This is a genomic window from Cohnella ginsengisoli, from assembly GCF_029525555.1.
Lineage (GTDB): Bacteria > Bacillota > Bacilli > Paenibacillales > Paenibacillaceae > Cohnella > Cohnella ginsengisoli.
Map to the genome: position 1 here is coordinate 792,230 of NZ_JAPDHZ010000004.1, position 18,175 is coordinate 810,404.

Here is an 18,175-nt window from a genome sequence, read left to right on the forward strand (position 1 = left end):
CAAGGAGATGAAGAAGATGACAACCGACAACGATCTTAAAGAAGAGCAACAGAACCCGGACGCGCAGGCGGCCGGATCGGACAAGACCGAAGCCGATAAGGCGCAGGAGCTCATCGCGGCTGTCCATTATAACGGCATGACGGCCTTGAAGATGGAATTCGGCGATCAGCAGGTCGAAGGCCAGGTGATGAACCACGAGGCTTACGGTCCGATTTTTACTTATATGGTGAAGTCGCCCGAGGGCAAGCCTTACGTCAGCGGATTTTTCCTGCGCGAGATGATCGCGGGCTTCCAGACGAAGCAGGATCCTTCGCAATGGCTGTCATCCTTTTTCGTCGATTTGATGAAGTCGCCGGAGGGCAGGCTGCTGCCGATGCCACCGCAGTCGGAGGACGAGGCGAAGGCGCTGATCGACAAGATCATCGTCCCGCACTGCGTCAAGTCGGTGCGCGAGGAGTTCGCGCCGGAGCCGGTGCATGCGGATCTCGAGCTTCACGAGGAGCACGGTCCGGTCGTCGAGGCGGGCTTCCCCTCGATCACGGAAGGGAACAACGTTTGCGCGATGCCGCTGCATTTTTTGATGGCGCATTATTTGCTTAACCGCGACCCGGCCGATTTGTTGATTCAAGGTTTGTACCGCATCCGCGAAGAGCACGGGCTCGATTGATTCGACGGCATGCCAAGCCGGCGTCCCCTTCGACTAGCGAAGAGGGCGCCTTCTTTTTGCCGATCCATCGTTGCATTTGTCTGGGGAAAGGGGATTATGCATGAACGGAACGATCGAATGGCCTTCGGGCGCGAAGCAGATCGTCGAGGAGGGGGCGGGCGAGGCCGGCGCTGCCGCCGGATTTTCCCTGTCGGCCACTATCGTATTCGGCATCGGATTGATCGTCACCGTGCTGATCGTCGTCTCGATCTATAAGAGACGCAGGAAATAAAAAGAGACGAAACGCTACATAGGCAAGGTATAATCGAAGCGTTACCGCTGTAAATTGGTAGGGCAAGCGCATCCGTATGAATCGGCAGGCGACCATCTCGACGGAGGTACGCAGGATGAGGCAGCTTAGCAGACGGACAGGGCGAGCAGGGATCGCCGCGACGATAATGTTTTTGTCATGGGGGGAGCTATGCCGCGGCTGCCGATCCGGCAGACGCTTCGGCGCCGCCGGCGGCGCAGAGCGAAGCCGCGATTCTCGTCGAGCAGCATACGGGCAACGTACTCTACGTTAAAAACGGCGACGAACGGCTGTATCCGGCCAGCATCACGAAGATCTTGACGGCCATCATCGCCTTGGAGCGATCTTCGATGAGCGATATCGCGACCGTCTCCAAGACCGCGCGCGGCGAGGAAGGCACCCGCGTCTATCTTGCCGAAGGCGAACGGGTCTCGATGGAGAAGCTGCTCTACGGCATGATGCTCAATTCGGGCAACGACGCGGCGACCGCGATCGCCGAGCAGATCGACGGCACGAAGGAGAAGTTCGCCGAGCGGATGAACGCGTTCATGCGGGACACGATCGGGGCGTACGGCTCCAACTTCGTCAACCCGTCCGGGCTGCCCGATCCGAACCAGTACACGACGGCATCCGATATGGCCATGCTGGCCAGATACGCGATGGACAACGAAACGTTTCGGAAAATCGTGTCCACGCGCAAGCTGCCTTGGTCGGGACTCGAATGGACATCGACGCTCGAAAATCACAATAAAATGCTGACCGACTATCCGGGCGCCACCGGCATCAAAAACGGCTACACGATCGCGGCCGGCAACACGCTTGTCGGATCGGCCGAGCGGGACGGCATGTCGCTGATCGGCGTCGTGCTGAAGGCCGGTTCTAAAAATATCGCCTATGCGGACATGGCCGCGATGCTCGATTACGGATTCGCGAACTTCGGCGTTCGGATGCTGTTCGCCGAGGGCGAGCGCTACAAGCTGCAGGACGAGGCGGGGAACGAAAGGGAGTGGGTCGCTGAACAAGCGATTTGGGGCGTATATCCGAAAAACGCGTCGCCCGTCTTGAAAGTCGACGCCTACGGACAGGTCGTTTTAGAGAGCGAGCGAGGAACGTTTTTCGCCGGCGAGCTGTCGCCGGTTAAAAAAGAAGTCGCGATTTCGGCTTTTTCGGGTCAAGGCGAATCGAACGGAAGTCAGGCTGACCATATCGCCGCCGCGAAGTCGAAGTCTTCGATGCCCGTCTATGCGCTCGGCGCCGGCTTGTTGCTGGCCGCGGGCGCAGCCGCCCTGGCGCGCCGGCGCGCCAGGCGCGTCCGGTATCCGGCTATGCCCCCTTACGATCGCGACTAATCGATGCATATATAAGGAGAGCCGGCTTAAGCCAGCTCTCCTTCTAATACGGAAGCCTCCGCGTAGCTAATCGTTTTCCGAAGCGAAATGGCCATGTCCCGCTTGATCTCTCCCCGCTCGTACAAAGCTTGAATCTCGTCCCGTTCGACCTGGTAAGCCCGCAGTTGGATCTCCTGACGGAGCTTGCGCTGAAGCAGCTCGTCTTCCGGATCTTCGTTTTTGCGGGATATCGCCCGTATGATCTCCCTGTATTGGCCGATGACGTTGAGCGAAGCTTTTCGATTGTCCTTCGTCATCTGCGCGCGGATCGAGCCCATGGCGGCCTGGCACGTTCTCAGCTTCGTTTTACGGATGATGCTCTTGTCCAGCCTGGGCTCGACTTCCTTCGGCTTAATAATCGCCGACCCCAGCTTTCTAAGTCCCCGGGTCAGGAGGAGGATACGCATTCTGGATCGCCGCGAGAGCGCCTCCTCGAGCGCGGCGAACGAATCGTTGAACCGGTTCGCCACATAGTCGGGAATTTCGCCGGCTTTGAACATCCGCGCGATTTCTTTGCGTTCCGCCTGGAGTCCGATCAGGCGAGCCTGGTTTTCGGCGACGGCGAGCTCGATGCCTTCCGCTTGTTCTTCTTCGTGAAGGGACAAGCGTCGCATTCTCGCTTCGTATTGGGCGATGACGGCATGAGAGGCATGGCGATTGTCTTCGTTCATCGATTCGGCAACGAAACGCAGCGCCGCCTTGATCGTGGCGATACGCGCCGCGTTGAGCTTTTCCTCTTCGTCGGTCGGGCCTTCGCCCGCATTGCGGGTGAGCAGCGGCAGGGAGATGCTGGCGACGAGAAGGCTGATCAAGATGACGCCGGCAGCCAAAAACAAGATAAGGTCGCGCTCGGGAAACGCGTCGCCGTTGTCCAGCACGAGCGGAATCGAGAAAGCGCCGGCCAGGGTGACGGCGCCTCTCACGCCGGACAGCGACGTTAGTACCGACATGCCGAGGCCTTCGCGCATCGAACGTCCGTTTTTCCGCGAAAATCGGTTTTCCCAAAACAAGTACACCCACAAAAAGCGAATGACGATGAGCGATACGAAAATGACGGCGATGTAGCCGATGACGATGCCGTTGTTGATCGGACTCTCGAAAAAGATGACATTGACGACGTCGGGCACCTGCAGGCCGAGCAGTAGAAAAACGAGTCCGTTTAACACGTATAAAATGACGGACCAGGTGCTTTTCGATACGATCTGAAGCTTGACCATACGGGACTCCATGCGATCCTTCTCGACGGCATGGACGACGCCGCCGGCGACGACGGCGAGAATGCCGGACAATCCAAGCTCCTCCGCCGCGAGGAAGATGAGGAAGGGCGTTAGGATCAGAATGAGCATATGTACGGTGACGTCCTCCATGCCCCAACGCCTCAAAAACAGCCGCAGCCGGATGAGCAGCGCGGCAATCAGCGTGCCGCAAAGCAGGCCGCCCAGCGAGATCAGCAGGAAGCTGCCCGTAGCGTTAATAAGCGAGAAGGAGCCGGTGACGGCGGCGGCGATCGCGAACTTGAACGCGACGAGACCCGATGCGTCGTTCATGAGCGCTTCGCCCTCGAGCAGGCGCAAAATCCGCTTCGGCAGCGACACGCGCCCTGCCATCGACGTCACTGCGACCGCGTCCGTCGGCGATAATATCGCGGCAAGCCCGAAGGCGGCGGGAAGCGGGATCGATGGAATCATCGCATGAACGATATAGCCGACGCCAACGGTCGTGGCAAAAACGAGGCCGAGCGCCATCAGCAAAATGGGAACGCGAAGCGCCCATAGCTCGTCCCGCGGCGTTCTTTGTCCGTCGTTGAACAACAGCGGAGCGATGAACAGCACGAAAAACAATTCCGGATTCAGCGTAAAATGATGTTCGAGCGGCAGCATCGCGAGCGCCATGCCCAGCGCGATCTGCACGAGCGGCAGGGGAACGGCGGGCAGGAGCCGATTGACGATGTTGGATAAAGCGATAATCGCGAGCATGAATAAAATAATTTCGAACACTTCCATGAACTAAACCTCCGCGCGCGATATCGGAAAAATGATTTCCTACATATACTACCCGCAAACGGAAATTCAGATCAATTTCATGCATCGAAAAAAGGACCGCCCGGGGCGGTCCTTCACGAACGCTGCGTCATGAAGCGACGCGTTATTTGGATTCGCCGTTCAAATAATTGAAGAAGGGCACATCCGTCCAAAAGTCGTAGCTCTCCACGGATACGCTTGGATCGATCTGACGGAAGCCGGCAGCGACGGCTTGCGAGTCGCTTTGAAGCGAGAACGATTGCGCATAATAATGGCCGTGCTCGATTTTGTTGTTCGTAATCTTACGGTAGCCCGGAAGTTCGGTCAGCGAATAATAAAGCGGCTGCCACCACGAGCCGTACAGCAAGCCCTGTTGGTCGTCTTCGTTTTTCTTGGCATAAGCCGCGACGATGCCGTCGAACCGCTGCTTGTCGGCCGTATTCGCGAATTCGAGCGCAAGGTCGTACTCCTTGGCATATTCAATGTAGTTGCCGTTGGCGATCTGCTTGACCGTGTATAGATCGGACTCGCCGGGTTCGCCCCATTCCTTCAGATAAATAAAGGCGGACGTTTTAGGCTCGAACTGTACTTTGGCGTCGATGCCTTCGCTGCGGAGCAGTCCGATCAGCTGAAGAGCGTGCTTCAGGTCGGAGTGGCCGTATACGAGGGACAGGCTGTCGACGAAGTTCGCTTCGTACCGGCTGTCCTTGAGATTGTAACCGGTGACGATATTGCGCTCCAGCGCGGCGTCTACGACCGCCTGCAGCTCCGGTGACTGAATGATGTCCGATTGCGAGAATGCATCCTGGAGTTTCGCGTAGATGTCGGCGTCGGAGGCGTAGCCGAGGAAGTGCTTGTAGAGACCTTGAACGGTAATCGTCTGGCCGATGAGCACCTCCGCGAGCTCGCGCGATGCGATGCCCTTAAGCTTAATCTCTTTGTAATAGGAGGAAGGCAGGAGGCCGGAGTCGATCGCGGCCGCCAGCTCTTGCGCGGCCGTCGTGCCGAGCCATTCGGGCTTCAGCTTGACCTTGGCCAGCGCGGCCGCCGTCTTGGAAGCCGGATAGGTATAAGCCAGCTCCTTGAGGCCGGCCGCTTTGACCGCGATTTGGGCGGCGTTGATCGCGGAGAGGCGTTGTCCTGCGGCTACCTTATCGGAAGTGATGACACCGAGCGCGTACAAAGCCGCTGCATCCGCGTAGAGCGGGTCGGAGGGGCCGAGGTCGGCGAATGTATGGGGCTTCTCGGCGGGCTGCGCCTTCAAGGCTTCGGCCAGCGCGGACAAAAACTCGCCTTTGGTCAAGCCTGCGGAAAGCGAGATCGAATATTTGTCCTTTAAAAAAAGAAGCGTATTCGTTGGCTTGTACTTCGTGCGCCTGGACTTGCGAAGCGGCGGGAGCCGCGGCCCATGCTTGCGATCCGCCGGCGAGCGTCGCGGCGATTAGCGCGGATACGAGCAGCTTGCGAGAATCGATCGTGATTGTTTTCATGAATGTAGTCTCCTTCTCGACATAATTCTGATAAAATATGTAGGAATAATTTGCTTCACATGTTAGCAAGTCTTGCCTACGTTGTCAATGTAATATTGGCGTTTCATTCCTTGTTTTAAGCTTCAAGGAAGAGGGTATGGGATAAAAATCGGATTTTTTTTGAATCTAAATCGGCTCTTTTTGCGTATGTATGAACTAGATCAATTTAGGACAATCCATTTGGAGCAGGAGGAGACAATCGTACGTGGACACAGAATCTGATTTACGCAGCTTAAGACCGCAAGTCAATCGCACGGCAGCCATCGCCCGGAAGGCGATCGAAGGGGGTGACTGCGCGTGCTAGGGCTGAATCTGGTGTGGGTTGCGTTGCTCATTCTGCTTACTGCCTTCTTCGTCGCTACCGAATTCGCGATTATTCGTATCCGGTCAAGCCGCGTCGACCAATTGGTGATTGAAAAAAAGAAAAACGCGGTCGCCGTTCAACGGGTCATCGCGAATCTCGACGGTTACCTGTCGGCCTGTCAGCTCGGGATCACGATCACCGCGCTGGGTCTAGGTTGGCTGGGCGAGCCGACGGTAGAGAAACTGCTCGAACCCTTGTTCCATTCCCTGCATATCGGGGAGAGCGTGTCGCACGTATTGTCGTTCGTCATCGCGTTCGCGCTCATCACTTACTTGCACGTCGTGCTTGGCGAGCTGGCGCCGAAGACGCTGGCCATCCAGAAGGCCGAAGCGATCTCGCTGCTCGTCGCGCCCGTTATCGTCTGGTTTTACAAGGTCATGTACCCGTTCATCTGGGCGCTTAACGGCTCGGCCAACGGCCTCATCCGCATGTTCGGCATGAAGCCTGCCAGCGAGCACGAAGAGGCCCACTCCGAAGAGGAGATCCGGCTGATCCTGTCCGAGAGCTACGAGAGCGGCAAGATCAACGAAGAAGAGTTCGGCTACGTGAACCGGATCTTCCAGTTCGACAGGCTGCTGGCGCGCGATATTATGATTCCGCGCACAGACATGGTCTGCCTGTACCGCAACAAATCGCTCGCCGAAAATCTCGGGACGATCAAGCGCGAGCAGTACACGCGTTTTATGGTCGCCGGCGAGAGCAAAGACGATATCATCGGCTTCGTCAACACGAAGCAGTTTTTCTTGAACTACGACAACAATCCGGACTTCGACTTCGGCGCCCTGCTGCAGCCGGTGCTGTCCGTGCCCGACGCGATGCCGGTCAAGGATCTGCTTATCCGCATGCAGGCCGAGCGCAAGCATATCGCGCTGCTGCATGACGAGTACGGCGGCACCGCCGGCCTCGTGACGATCGAGGATATTCTCGAGGAGATCGTCGGCGAGATCCGCGACGAATTCGACGAGGACGAGATTCAGCCGATCGTGGAGATCGGCGAAGACAAGTATGTCGTGGACGGCAAGACGCTCGTCGACGAAGTCGGCCGCCTGTTCGAGGTGCAACTGCCTAGCGACGAAGTCAACACGATCGGCGGCTGGCTGTTCGCGATGCAGCCGGACCTGCCGAAGAACGTGCCTTGGATTTACGAGGAAGAAAACCTGGCTTTCATCATCCGCGACAAGGACCGCAACCGGATTCGCAAGCTGGAGATCGCGCGGAAGCAGGAAGGACAGGCTAGACTGACGCTGGTTGAAGGTTAAAGGAAGGGACTGCCCTAGCGGGGGCAGTCTTTTTTTATTGTAAATTATATTAGAATATGGAAAATGAAAAGAAAGGAGTGATTGACGTGAAAAATAAATCGCTTATAGGATCGGCTGTATTCGGATGTATTTGCGGCATTTTATTTCTCGCGTACGATCGCGACACGAGTGCCTCCCACCCCTTCACGCCGCTTGAACTAAGCGATAAAGGTACTGCGCATATTCGATACGCATCTCCCCTGTTTGATGGCATGCCGCCGGAGATCGTGTTGAAAATAAAAAATAATTGGTTTATCGCAGAGGAATTGCTTTTACAAAATAAGGTGATTGACGACAAAAAGGATTGGAAATTGGTCAGCAGCGGCGATACGGCGATCGGAATCACGAATCAAATGCCGATGGAGGAAGCTTTCTCTTTTAACGATGCGATGATGAGCGACGTACGTAAAAAAGGGCTTGCAAAAGGGCGACGCTTATCCAGCGATTTTGTGGAACGAGAAGGCTGGTAAAGCGATCGTTTTCTGGCTGCGCAGCAACGGCCATACGGCTGCCTATTTTACGATCGAGGCAGAACAGGGGGAGAAAAAGCGTAAAGTGTGGAGAGTTACGAGCGCCCTGAACGAAGTTCAAAAGACATAAGTGCAAACTTCAATCGAAGGACGGGGCAAAGCGCTCCGTCCTTTTTTAGCAATTATGGGTTTGAACGTAGAGCTTTCATCGTATATTGTTAAACTCATCCAACGTATCGCGGTTTGAGGGGCGGCCATGTCAAAAACGGCTTGCATGCGCATACGATAAGGAAACTGCGAGGCGTTCGCTTCGTTTTGGAAAGGAGAACTGACGATTGGAAACGGCGCTGCTCGGCAGCTTCATATCCGCGATGGCGACGGTGCTCGGCGCCGTGCCGATCTTGTTCATCAAGCAACTGTCGGAAAAGTGGAAGGACATGCTGGTGGCGTTTACCGCAGGCATCATGGTATCGGCTTCGATGTTCGGACTGATTCCGCAATCGCTCAATGAATCGGGGCTACCCTTGCTGACTTTGGGTCTGCTCATCGGCATCGTCTCGCTCGATCTGATCGAGAAAAACATCCCGCACGTCGACGTGGAGAACGGTTCGCGCATAGGGGGCTTCGATAGCAAGGCTTTGTTAGTATTGGTAGCGCTCTTTATACACAACATACCGGAAGGTTTGAGCACGGGCTTCAGCTACGCCAGCGCCAGCGAGGGACTAGGCACGATGGTGGCGGTCGCGATCGGCGCGCAAAATATGCCGGAGGGGCTCGTTCTGGCGGTTTTTCTGCTCAGGTCCAACGTCGGCAAGCTCAAGCTTCTGGCGCTCGTGACGCTCACGGGATTGATGGAGGTCGTCTCGGCGGTCGTCGGCTACTTCACGGCCAGCTACGTCGATTCGTTGATCGGGATCGGTCTCGCCTTCGCGGCCGGCGCCATGCTGTTCATCGCGTATAAGGAGCTCATTCCGGAAAGCCACGGGCACGGCTACGAGCGTCCCTCGACTTATTCATTTATCGTCGGCCTTATCGTCATGATCTATATCGCGCATTGGTTCGGCTAGAAATGGGGGGAGTCGCATGGCCTTCGAATGGCCGGAATACGATCCGCCGGGGTACGGAGACGCGCAGTCTCTTTTAGATACGATGGGCTATGACCTTGAGGGACTGCACGGGGCTCGAATTTGCAACGTCTATTCGGCATGGGATATCGAGGCCGAGCGCTGGTGCGCTTCTTCGCCGGTCGTTTTCGAGCTGGAGGACTTTCGGCTGGAGATCGGGTTCGCAAGCGGTTGTCTCATCCGTCTGACGATGAACCAAATTCAAATGAGCGCCTCGATTGCGGGCGGCTGGCTCGCGGCGGCGGGCGTTCGCCGTCTTCCCTTCGAATGGCGGACGGATCGATGCGAGCTGGCTCCCTATGTCGGTCGTTTCATACTCGGCGCCGATTTCCTGGTAATGAACGACGGCGGGCAGGGGATCCTCGGCATCTGTATCCGAACCGACGGCGGGACGCTCGAGCTTGTTAATGTCGCTTCAGCTGGCGGAGTTAAAGTTGAAATTAATCCGCCGGGCTACGACGTTACCGGAATCAAGCGCATTATCGCGATTTGATCGATGATGCGGCCGGCCGCATCAAGCTGACGAATTTCATAGGTTCCCCGGCCGGAGCGGTTTATCGTTTCGGTTATTTTACGATATAGGAGAAGCGGATTTATTGAAGCGCCGATTGTGGTATAATTGGTGCTTCGGCATTTTTGGGCAGCCCTATACGAGACAAGGTTGGAGGCAATGAAGCTTGAGCAAGCGATATCCATTCGAAGTCGTGAGCGGCAAACCTTTCGCCATGCAAGTCGGGGAATGGGTCGGCGACGTTTTTTACGATATTTTGCCCGAGGCGGGATTCGAGGTCCGGGACGAGCAAATCTTTATGGCCTACCAGGTAGAACGGGCTTATGCGGATAAAAAAAACGATTTTTGCCGAGGCGGGCGTCGGCACGGGCAAAACGCTCGTCTATTTGTTATATGCGATATGTTATGCGCGCTATACGGGCAAGCCGGCGGTCGTCGCGTGCGCGGACGAGTCCCTGATCGAGCAGTTGGCCAAGCCCGAGGGGGACCTCGCGAAGCTGGCGAAACACCTGGATCTGACGGTCGACGCCAGGCTAGGCAAGTCGCAGGACCGTTATTTGTGCCTGCAAAAGCTGGACGACGCGCGGCTTGGCTATGCGGATACGGAGCTGTACAAGGATATTTACGAGAGCTTGCCGCCGTTCGTGAGCAAGACGGAGGCGCTTCAGACTTTCCATGCGTACGGCGATCGCAAGGAATATCCGGATCTGGACGATGCGCAGTGGGGCCGCATCGGCTGGGACAGCTTTCGCGACTGCTTCGTCTGCGACAAGCGCCACCGCTGCGGGATGACGCTGTCGAGAGAGCATTACCGCAAGGCGGCGGACATCGTGATTTGCTCGCACGATTTTTATATGGAGCATGTATGGACGTACGAGAGCCGCAAGCGGGAGGGCCAGCTGCCGCTTCTGCCCGAGCATAGTTCGATCGTCTTCGACGAAGGCCACCTGCTGGAATCCGCCGCGCAGAAGGCGCTCACTTACAGGCTCAAGCATGCGGCGTTCGAGGAGCTCGTCACGCGCCTGCTTAAAAACGATATTCGCGAGTCTCTCGCCGTGCAGATCGACCTGGCGATCGAACGCAGCGAGCTGTTGTTCGACGCGCTGGCGGCGCGAAGCGTCAAAATCGCGGGCTCCGACCGGATGGAGATCAAGGCGGATGCCGCGTTGCTCCGGTCGGTATCGCAGCTCGATGCCGTCTTGGAACAGATCGAGGAAAATCTCGTGTTCGAGAGCGAGCTGTTCAATCTGGACGGTTACCAGCTGCGGATCGTCGAAGAGCATTTGGAAATGATGCGGACCGCGCTTGGCCTTTTTGCAGCTCCGACGCCGCCGATCTGCTGGACGGTAGACGCCTTGACCGGACTGACGTTGGTCATCATGCCGCGAACCGTTCGCGAGGTGCTCGGGGAACGCGTGTTCGCGAAGCCGATGCCGATCGTCTTTTCTTCGGCGACGCTATCCTCGGGCGAATCGTTCGACTACCTCGCCCACAGTTTGGGCGTATCGCAATACTTGTCGTTCAGCGTCGCTTCGCCATACGATTATGCTGAACGGATGAAGGTGAAGGTCCCGCAAGCGCACCCCGCTTTTATTATAGAAGACAACTTGTCGTTGACGGCTTGGAAGACCGCATCGGCGCTCGCGGCCATTAATCGTTCCGAGGGCGGCGCTTTGATGCTGTTTCCGTCCAGAGAAGCGCTGGCCGCGTTTAAGTCAGCATACGAACGGACGCCGGAAAAGGCCGATCGCCGGTTCCTGTTCGAGGGAGATCGGGAGATTACGGTACTGATCTCCGAGTTCCAGCGCGATCCGACCAGCGTGCTGTGCGCAGTCACGCTTTGGGAAGGGCTCGATGTTCCCGGACCGTCGCTATCGATCGTGATCATGTGGGCGCTGCCTTATCCGCCGAACGATCCGGTATTCGACGCCAAGCGCCGGGAAGCGGGCGATCCCTACAGGGAAGTGGACTTGCCGTATATGCTTCTCAGGTTTAGGCAAGGAATTGGCCGTCTCATCCGAACGCGCGAGGACAGCGGAGAGATCGTCGTGCTGGAACCCGCGCTCGCCATCGACGAACCGCTCGCCACGGAGCTTCGCGCAGCGCTTCCGAAGGGCGTCGACCTCACGCTCGAATAACGGATCGGCAAGCAGGATACGCTAAGAAGCTATCAAAAGCGGCCTTTAATTAGGCTGCTTTTTGCTTGTTTAACGGCTCTTTGTATAGGGAAACGTCAATAAAGTTATGTAAACTAAGTGTGATTCGATCTCGCCGCACGCGCGCAAACGCAGCCTTAAAAAAAAAGTTTAAAAGAGCCGAAGAAAGCGTGTTTCAGATCGAAGTGTCGTGGGTATATAAGCGTGATAGGTGTGCGATGAATCCGACGTATGTTTTTGCTCGATATTCTATCGAAATCCAAGGAGGAGCGGAATGGAAGACGCCGCCCATATCTTGCTAGTCGACGATCGTCCGGAAAACCTGATGGCCATCGAAGCAATATTAGCCGGAGAGCCTTACGTTTGCGTGAGGGCGTATTCGGGGATCGAGGCGCTTCGCAGCTTGCTTGAAAAGGAATTCGCCGTCATCGTCATGGATATACATATGCCCGACATGGACGGGCTGGAGACGGCTGCCATGATCAGAGCCCGGGAAAAATCGCGCGTCGTGCCGATTATTTTCGTTTCGCAGGACGCCCACGAAGGCCAATACGATTTCGACGGCCATGCCGGAGGCGCCATCGATTACTTGACGAGGCCGCTAGCACCTCATATTTTCAAATCGAAGATCGCCGGTTACGTCAGCATGTACGAGACGACAAAAGCCTTGCAAAGGCAGAGCGAGCTGCTGCAGCAGCAAACGAAGCAGCTCGAGCGAACGAACCATGCGCTCGTGCAGGCGAAGGAGACGGCCGAGATCGCCCTTCGGGTCAAATCCGAATTTCTCGCGGTTATGAGCCATGAGATTCGGACGCCGCTGAACGGCATCATCGGGATGTCGGACCTGCTGCTCTCGTCGGATCTGCCCGAGGAGTTCGCCAGCATGGTCGGCATTATACATACGAGCGGCAACGTGCTGTTGTCGGTCATCAATCATATACTCGATTTTTCGAAGATCGAGTCGGGCAAGATGGAGCTGGAGGAAGAGCCGTTCGACCTCAGGCTTTGCCTCCTCGAGACGATCGATTTGTTCACGGCGGCTTCGCGCGAGCGCCGGCTGGAGCTGATCGTCGTGCTCGATCCCGAGCTGCCGTCGATTTTGACCGGCGACAAAAACAGGCTGCGCCAAGTGTTGATCAACATCGTAGGGAATGCCGTTAAATTCACCAAAAGAGGCGGCGTTTACATATTCGTCAAGCAATTGTCGGAGGAAGACGGCCGACTGGTCGTCGAATTCACCGTGCTGGATACGGGCATCGGCATTCCCGCGGACAAGATCGGCCAGCTTTTTCATCCTTTCGCCCAGCTCGATACGTCGATGAACCGCAAGTTCGACGGCACCGGCCTCGGGCTCTCGATCAGCAAATCGCTCGTCGAGCTGATGGGCGGCGCGATCCGAATCGAGGATACGCGAGAGCCGGGCGCGATGTTCGTGTTCACAGTGAAGGCGGGCCGGGTGCCTGGGGATGCGGCGGAACCGATGAGACCCGAAGCGCTGGCCGTGCTGCCCGAGCGGCAGGACGGGGACGCCAAGCGCTTGCCTGCAAACTTGCGCATTCTCATCGGCGAGCCGTGTCCGATCTACCGTGCTTTGCTCGTACATATGTTGGACATGCTCGGCATCGGCGCGTCGGTCGTCACGGATGCGGAAGCAATACAGCAGGCGCTGCAGGGCGATGTCTTCGATCTCGTGTTCGTCGACGAAGAGCTGCTGGCGACGGCCGTACCGCCGGGAGGCGCGGATCGGAAAGGGCGAACGAAACGCGAACCGAGAGAGCCTCCCTATGTCGTCGCCTTGTGCTCCAGGCAAGAAGAAGCGGTGGATCGCGCAAGCAAGGCGCCGGTAGCCGCCAATATCGATGACTATATACAAAAACCGATTTCCCTAGAGCGGCTAAAACGTTTGATCGGCAACCTTTCAAATTAGAAAAGTTATTACTTAAGCTTCATGGGGGATGAGGATACATGACGGATCGGGATATGGAACAGCTGTCCGGGGACAATCTGCCGGACACCGGAGAACTGTTGAATGCGCTGATGGCTTGGAAAAAAGGAAATTTCGCGTATCGCATGCCTTATCACTATACTGGCGTGGCGGGCAAGGTCGCCGATACGTTCAACGAGATCATGGATATCCAAGAGTCCATGGTCCACGAGATTCAACAGCTCGCGCGCGTCGTCGGCAAGGACGGCAATCTGTCGCGGAGATTCGCGCTGCAGCACAAAGGGGGGAGCTTGGGACCAGACGGTCGAATCGTTAAACGGCCTGATCGACGATCTTACGCAACCGACCAGCGCCATGGTTCGGGTGATCAACGCGGTCGCGCAGGGGGGATCTATCGCAAAAGGTCGAACTCGAATTGGAAGGGAGACCGCTGACGGGGGAATTCCAGCGCACCGCAGCCAATATCAATACGATGGTCGATCAGCTGTCGATGTTCTCGTCCGAGGTCACGCGCGTGGCCCGCGAGGTCGGCACGGAGGGCAAACTCGGCGGGCAAGCGGACGTCAAGGGCGTCTCCGGTACCTGGAAGGACCTGACCGAGAGCGTCAACAACATGGCGAGCAATCTGACCGACCAGGTGCGCAACATCGCAGCCGTGACGACCGCGGTCGCCAAAGGCGACCTGTCCAAGCAGATTACGGTTAACGCCAAGGGCGAGATTCTGGAGCTGAAAAACACGATCAACACGATGGTCGATCAGCTGTCGATGTTCTCGTCCGAGGTTACGCGCGTGGCGCGCGAGGTCGGCACTGAAGGCAAGCTCGGCGGGCAGGCCGACGTCAAGGGCGTATCGGGCACCTGGCGCGACCTGACGGAGAGCGTTAACTACATGGCTTCGAATTTGACCAACCAGGTGCGCAACATCGCGGTCGTCACGACCGCGGTCGCGAACGGCGACTTGTCCAAGCAAATCACGATGGACGTTCAAGGCGAGATTCTGGAGCTGAAGGTCACGATCAACACGATGGTCGGCCAGCTGTCGACGTTCGCGTCGGAAGTCACGCGGATGGCGCGCGAGGTCGGCACGGAGGGCATCCTCGGCGGACAAGCGGAGGTCAGCGGCGTCGCCGGCACCTGGCGCGACCTGACCGAGAGCGTTAACTACATGGCTTCGAACTTGACCAATCAGGTGCGCAACATCGCCGAGGTCACGACGGCGGTCGCCAAGGGCGACCTGTCGAAGAAGATTACCGTCGACGCGAAGGGCGAGATTCTGGAGCTGAAGAGCACGATCAACACGATGGTGGATCAGCTCGGCAACTTCGCGTCCGAAGTCACGCGCGTCGCGCGCGAAGTATCGAACGACGGCATCCTCGGCGGTCAGGCGGACGTCAAGGACGTCTCCGGCACCTGGAAGGACTTGACCGACAGCGTTAACTTCATGGCCGGCACGCTCACCGACCAGGTGCGCAACATCGCGGAAGTGACGACGGCGGTCGCCAAGGGCGACCTGACCAAACAGATCACCGTCAATGCGAAAGGCGAAATCCTGGAACTCAAAAATACGATCAACACGATGGTCGATCAGCTGTCGACGTTCGCGTCCGAAGTTACGCGCGTGGCGCGCGAGGTCGGCACCGAAGGGATGCTCGGCGGTCAAGCCCAGGTTAAAGGCGTGGCCGGCACTTGGCGCGACCTGACCGAATCGGTTAACGACATGGCTTCCAACCTGACCGACCAGGTGCGCAATATCGCCGTCGTCACGACGGCGGTCGCGAACGGCGACCTATCCAAAAAAATCACGGCCGACGTTCAAGGCGAGATCCTCGAGCTGAAAAACACGATCAATACGATGGTGGATCAGCTGTCAACGTTCGCATCCGAGGTTACGCGCGTGGCGCGCGAGGTCGGCACGGACGGCAAGCTCGGCGGCCAGGCGCAGGTTAAGGGCGTCGGCGGCACCTGGAAGGACTTGACCGAGAGCGTCAACAACATGGCCCGCAATCTGACCGACCAAGTGCGCAACATCGCGGACGTCACGACCGCCGTCGCGCGGGGCGACCTGTCCAAGAAGATCACGGTCGACGTCAAGGGCGAGATCCTCGAGCTGAAAAACACGATGAATACGATGGTGGACCAGCTCGGCAACTTCGCCTCCGAAGTCACCCGCGTCGCCCGCGAAGTCGGCACCGAGGGCAAGCTGGGCGTACAGGCGGACGTCAAGGACGTCTCCGGCATGTGGAAGGACCTGACCGATACGGTTAACTACATGGCGAGCAACCTTACGATCCAGATGCGCAATATCGCGGGCGTCACGACGGCGGTCGCGAACGGCGACCTGTCCAAGAAGATCACCGTAGACGTCAAAGGCGAGCTGCTCGAGCTGAAAAACACGATCAATACGATGGTGGACCAGCTCAATTCGTTCGCGTCCGAAGTTACGCGGGTGGCGCGCGAGGTCGGCACGGACGGCAAGCTCGGCGGCCAGGCGCAGGTTCGCGGCGTCGGAGGCATCTGGAAGGACCTGACCGACAACGTTAATATCATGGCCGCCAACCTGACCGACCAGGTGCGCGGGATCGCCAAGGTCGTGACGGCGGTCGCGAACGGCAACCTGAGGCTGAAGCTGACCGTCGACGCCAAGGGCGAGATCGCGGAGCTGACCGAGACGATCAACAACATGACCGATACGCTGGCGATCTTCGCCGACCAGGTCACGACCGTGTCCAGGGAGGTCGGCGCGGAAGGGAAGCTCGGCGGACAGGCGAGCGTGCCGGGCGCCGCAGGCACTTGGCGCGACCTGACCGACAACGTCAATTACATGGCGAGCACGCTCACGACGCAAGTACGCGCGATCACGAACGTCGCAACCGCGGTGACGAACGGAGACCTGTCGCGTACGATCGACGTGGCCGCCGCCGGCGAAGTCGAGACACTGAAGGACAACATTAACGAGATGATCCGGAATCTGAAGGAGACGACCCGGATCAACACCGAGCAGGACTGGCTGAAGACGAATCTTGCGAAGATCTCCCGTCTCATGCAGGGACAGAGGGATTTGTACGCCGTCTGCCGCATGATCCTCTCGGAGCTCGCGCCGCTCGTCTCGATGCAGCATGGCGTCTTCTATATGAACGACGTCGTGAACGGACAATCCGTGCTCAAGCTGTTCGCAAGCTATGCGTTTCACAACCGCAAGCATTTGTCGAACGAATTCCGCGCGGGCGAGGGGCTGGTCGGTCAATGCCTGATCGAGAAGCAGCGCATCCTGTTGACCAATGTGCCCGGCGATTACGTGGTGATCACCTCCGCGCTCGGGGAAGCGTCGCCGCTCAACATCGTGCTGCTGCCGATTATTTTCGAAGACCAAGTGCTCGCCGTCCTGGAGCTCGCTTCGTTCAGATCGTTCAGCGAGATCGATATGGCGCTGCTCGACCAGCTGACGGATTCGATCGGGATCGTCATCAACACGATGCAGGCGAACCGGCGTACCGAGGAGCTGCTCATCCAGTCCCAGTCGCTCACCGAGGAGCTGCAGAAGCAGCAGCTTGAACTGCAGAACACGAACGAAGAGCTGGAGGACAAAGCCAAGCTGCTCGTCATCCAAAAGGCAGAGGTCGAGAGCAAGAACAACGAGGTCGAGGTCGCGAGACGATTCCTCGAGGAAAAAGCCGAGCAGTTGGCGCTCACGTCGCGTTACAAGTCCGAGTTTCTAGCCAACATGTCGCACGAGCTCCGCACGCCGCTCAATTCGCTGTTGCTGCTCGCCGAACAGCTCGCGGACAATCTGGACGGCAATCTCGCCGATCATCAGGTCAAGTTCGCCAAGACGATTCAGGATTCCGGCCATGAGCTGCTTAATCTGATCAACGATATCTTGGATTTGTCGAAGATCGAGTCGGGCACCGTGTCGGCGGAGTACAGCGAGCTGAACGTCAGGGAGCTGACGGACGGGCTCGACCGGTCCTTCCGCCATATGGTGGACGAGCGCCTGCTCGCATTCCGCATCAAGGTCGAACCCGAGGTGCCGACGAGCATCGTCAGCGATCCGAAGCGGCTGCAGCAGATTTTGAAAAACTTGCTCTCCAACGCATTCAAATTTACCGAGAAAGGAGAGATCATGCTCCGTATCCGCAAGGCGACGGAAGGCTGGAGCCCGAGCGCGGAGCGCCTGAACCGCGCGGCGTCCGTGCTTTGCTTTACGGTGAGCGACACGGGCATCGGCATCCCGAAGGACAAGCAGCAGATCATATTCGAGGCGTTCCAACAGGCGGACGGCAGTACGAACCGGGTATACGGCGGCACCGGGCTTGGCCTCACGATCTCGACCGAGATCGCGGAGATGCTCGGAGGGGAGATCACCCTCTTCAGCGAGCCGGGCAGCGGCAGCGTGTTTAACCTGTACCTGCCGAT

Annotated in this window: 10 protein-coding genes and 3 pseudogenes; 11 read left to right on the top strand and 2 right to left on the bottom strand. The window is 57.6% G+C overall.

Annotated elements, in window-relative coordinates; translation table 11 throughout:
• The first annotated feature begins 16 nt into the window (after positions 1 to 16).
• From OMP38_RS24845 to OMP38_RS24855, 3 genes and pseudogenes are all read left to right on the top strand, one after another.
• Positions 17 to 667, top strand: a complete 651-nt coding sequence (locus OMP38_RS24845) for a hypothetical protein (protein WP_277567434.1) — start codon at positions 17 to 19, stop codon at positions 665 to 667.
• 100 nt (positions 668 to 767) lie between these two features.
• Positions 768 to 938, top strand: a complete 171-nt coding sequence (locus tag OMP38_RS24850) for a hypothetical protein (RefSeq protein WP_277567435.1) — start codon at positions 768 to 770, stop codon at positions 936 to 938.
• Positions 939 to 1,168: 230 nt separating this feature from the next.
• Positions 1,169 to 2,305 (top strand): annotated as a pseudogene (locus OMP38_RS24855) (D-alanyl-D-alanine carboxypeptidase family protein); the annotation flags it as partial.
• Between the two features lie 26 nt (positions 2,306 to 2,331).
• Here the strand turns inward: OMP38_RS24855 and OMP38_RS24860 are convergent.
• A complete protein-coding gene (locus OMP38_RS24860) occupies positions 2,332 to 4,347 on the bottom strand; it encodes a Na+/H+ antiporter (RefSeq protein WP_277567436.1) in 2,016 nt (671 codons plus the stop codon).
• Positions 4,348 to 4,489: 142 nt separating this feature from the next.
• On the bottom strand, positions 4,490 to 5,668 hold the full coding sequence (locus tag OMP38_RS24865) for a hypothetical protein (protein ID WP_277567437.1): 1,179 nt from the start codon (positions 5,666 to 5,668) through the stop codon (positions 4,490 to 4,492).
• Between the two features lie 523 nt (positions 5,669 to 6,191).
• On the opposite strand from OMP38_RS24865, the gene OMP38_RS24870 reads away from it, so the two are divergent.
• The 8 genes and pseudogenes from OMP38_RS24870 to OMP38_RS24905 all read left to right on the top strand — a co-directional run.
• The gene (locus tag OMP38_RS24870; RefSeq protein WP_277567438.1) at positions 6,192 to 7,517 is read left to right on the top strand and encodes a hemolysin family protein; all 1,326 of its coding nucleotides are present in this window, start codon (positions 6,192 to 6,194) and stop codon (positions 7,515 to 7,517) included.
• Positions 7,518 to 7,603: 86 nt separating this feature from the next.
• On the top strand, positions 7,604 to 8,026 hold the full coding sequence (locus OMP38_RS24875) for a hypothetical protein (RefSeq protein ID WP_277567439.1): 423 nt from the start codon (positions 7,604 to 7,606) through the stop codon (positions 8,024 to 8,026).
• A gap of 335 nt (positions 8,027 to 8,361) precedes the next feature.
• Positions 8,362 to 9,093, top strand: coding sequence for a ZIP family metal transporter (locus OMP38_RS24880; protein ID WP_277567440.1), 732 nt, complete (start codon positions 8,362 to 8,364; stop codon positions 9,091 to 9,093).
• A 16-nt stretch (positions 9,094 to 9,109) separates the two neighbouring features.
• Positions 9,110 to 9,643, top strand: coding sequence for a hypothetical protein (locus tag OMP38_RS24885; RefSeq protein WP_277567441.1), 534 nt, complete (start codon positions 9,110 to 9,112; stop codon positions 9,641 to 9,643).
• A 232-nt stretch (positions 9,644 to 9,875) separates the two neighbouring features.
• Positions 9,876 to 11,799: pseudogene (locus OMP38_RS24890) on the top strand (ATP-dependent DNA helicase).
• Between the two features lie 292 nt (positions 11,800 to 12,091).
• Complete coding sequence (locus OMP38_RS24895) at positions 12,092 to 13,744, top strand: ATP-binding protein (protein ID WP_277567442.1); 1,653 nt, start codon at positions 12,092 to 12,094, stop codon at positions 13,742 to 13,744.
• 38 nt (positions 13,745 to 13,782) lie between these two features.
• Positions 13,783 to 14,196 carry a hypothetical protein gene (locus OMP38_RS24900; RefSeq protein WP_277567443.1) on the top strand — a complete coding sequence of 138 codons (414 nt, stop codon included), beginning with the start codon at positions 13,783 to 13,785 and terminating at the stop codon, positions 14,194 to 14,196.
• Positions 14,197 to 14,375: 179 nt separating this feature from the next.
• Positions 14,376 to 18,116, top strand: a pseudogene (locus OMP38_RS24905) (HAMP domain-containing protein); the annotation flags it as partial.
• Between the last annotated feature and the right edge of the window lie 59 nt (positions 18,117 to 18,175).

Coding starts and splice junctions, on each gene's coding strand:
- OMP38_RS24845 (WP_277567434.1), top strand. CDS start 17: ATGACAACCGACAACGATCTTAAAGAAGAGCAACAGAACCCGGACGCG.
- OMP38_RS24850 (WP_277567435.1), top strand. CDS start 768: ATGAACGGAACGATCGAATGGCCTTCGGGCGCGAAGCAGATCGTCGAG.
- OMP38_RS24860 (WP_277567436.1), bottom strand. CDS start 4,347: ATGGAAGTGTTCGAAATTATTTTATTCATGCTCGCGATTATCGCTTTA.
- OMP38_RS24885 (WP_277567441.1), top strand. CDS start 9,110: ATGGCCTTCGAATGGCCGGAATACGATCCGCCGGGGTACGGAGACGCG.
- OMP38_RS24895 (WP_277567442.1), top strand. CDS start 12,092: ATGGAAGACGCCGCCCATATCTTGCTAGTCGACGATCGTCCGGAAAAC.
- OMP38_RS24900 (WP_277567443.1), top strand. CDS start 13,783: ATGACGGATCGGGATATGGAACAGCTGTCCGGGGACAATCTGCCGGAC.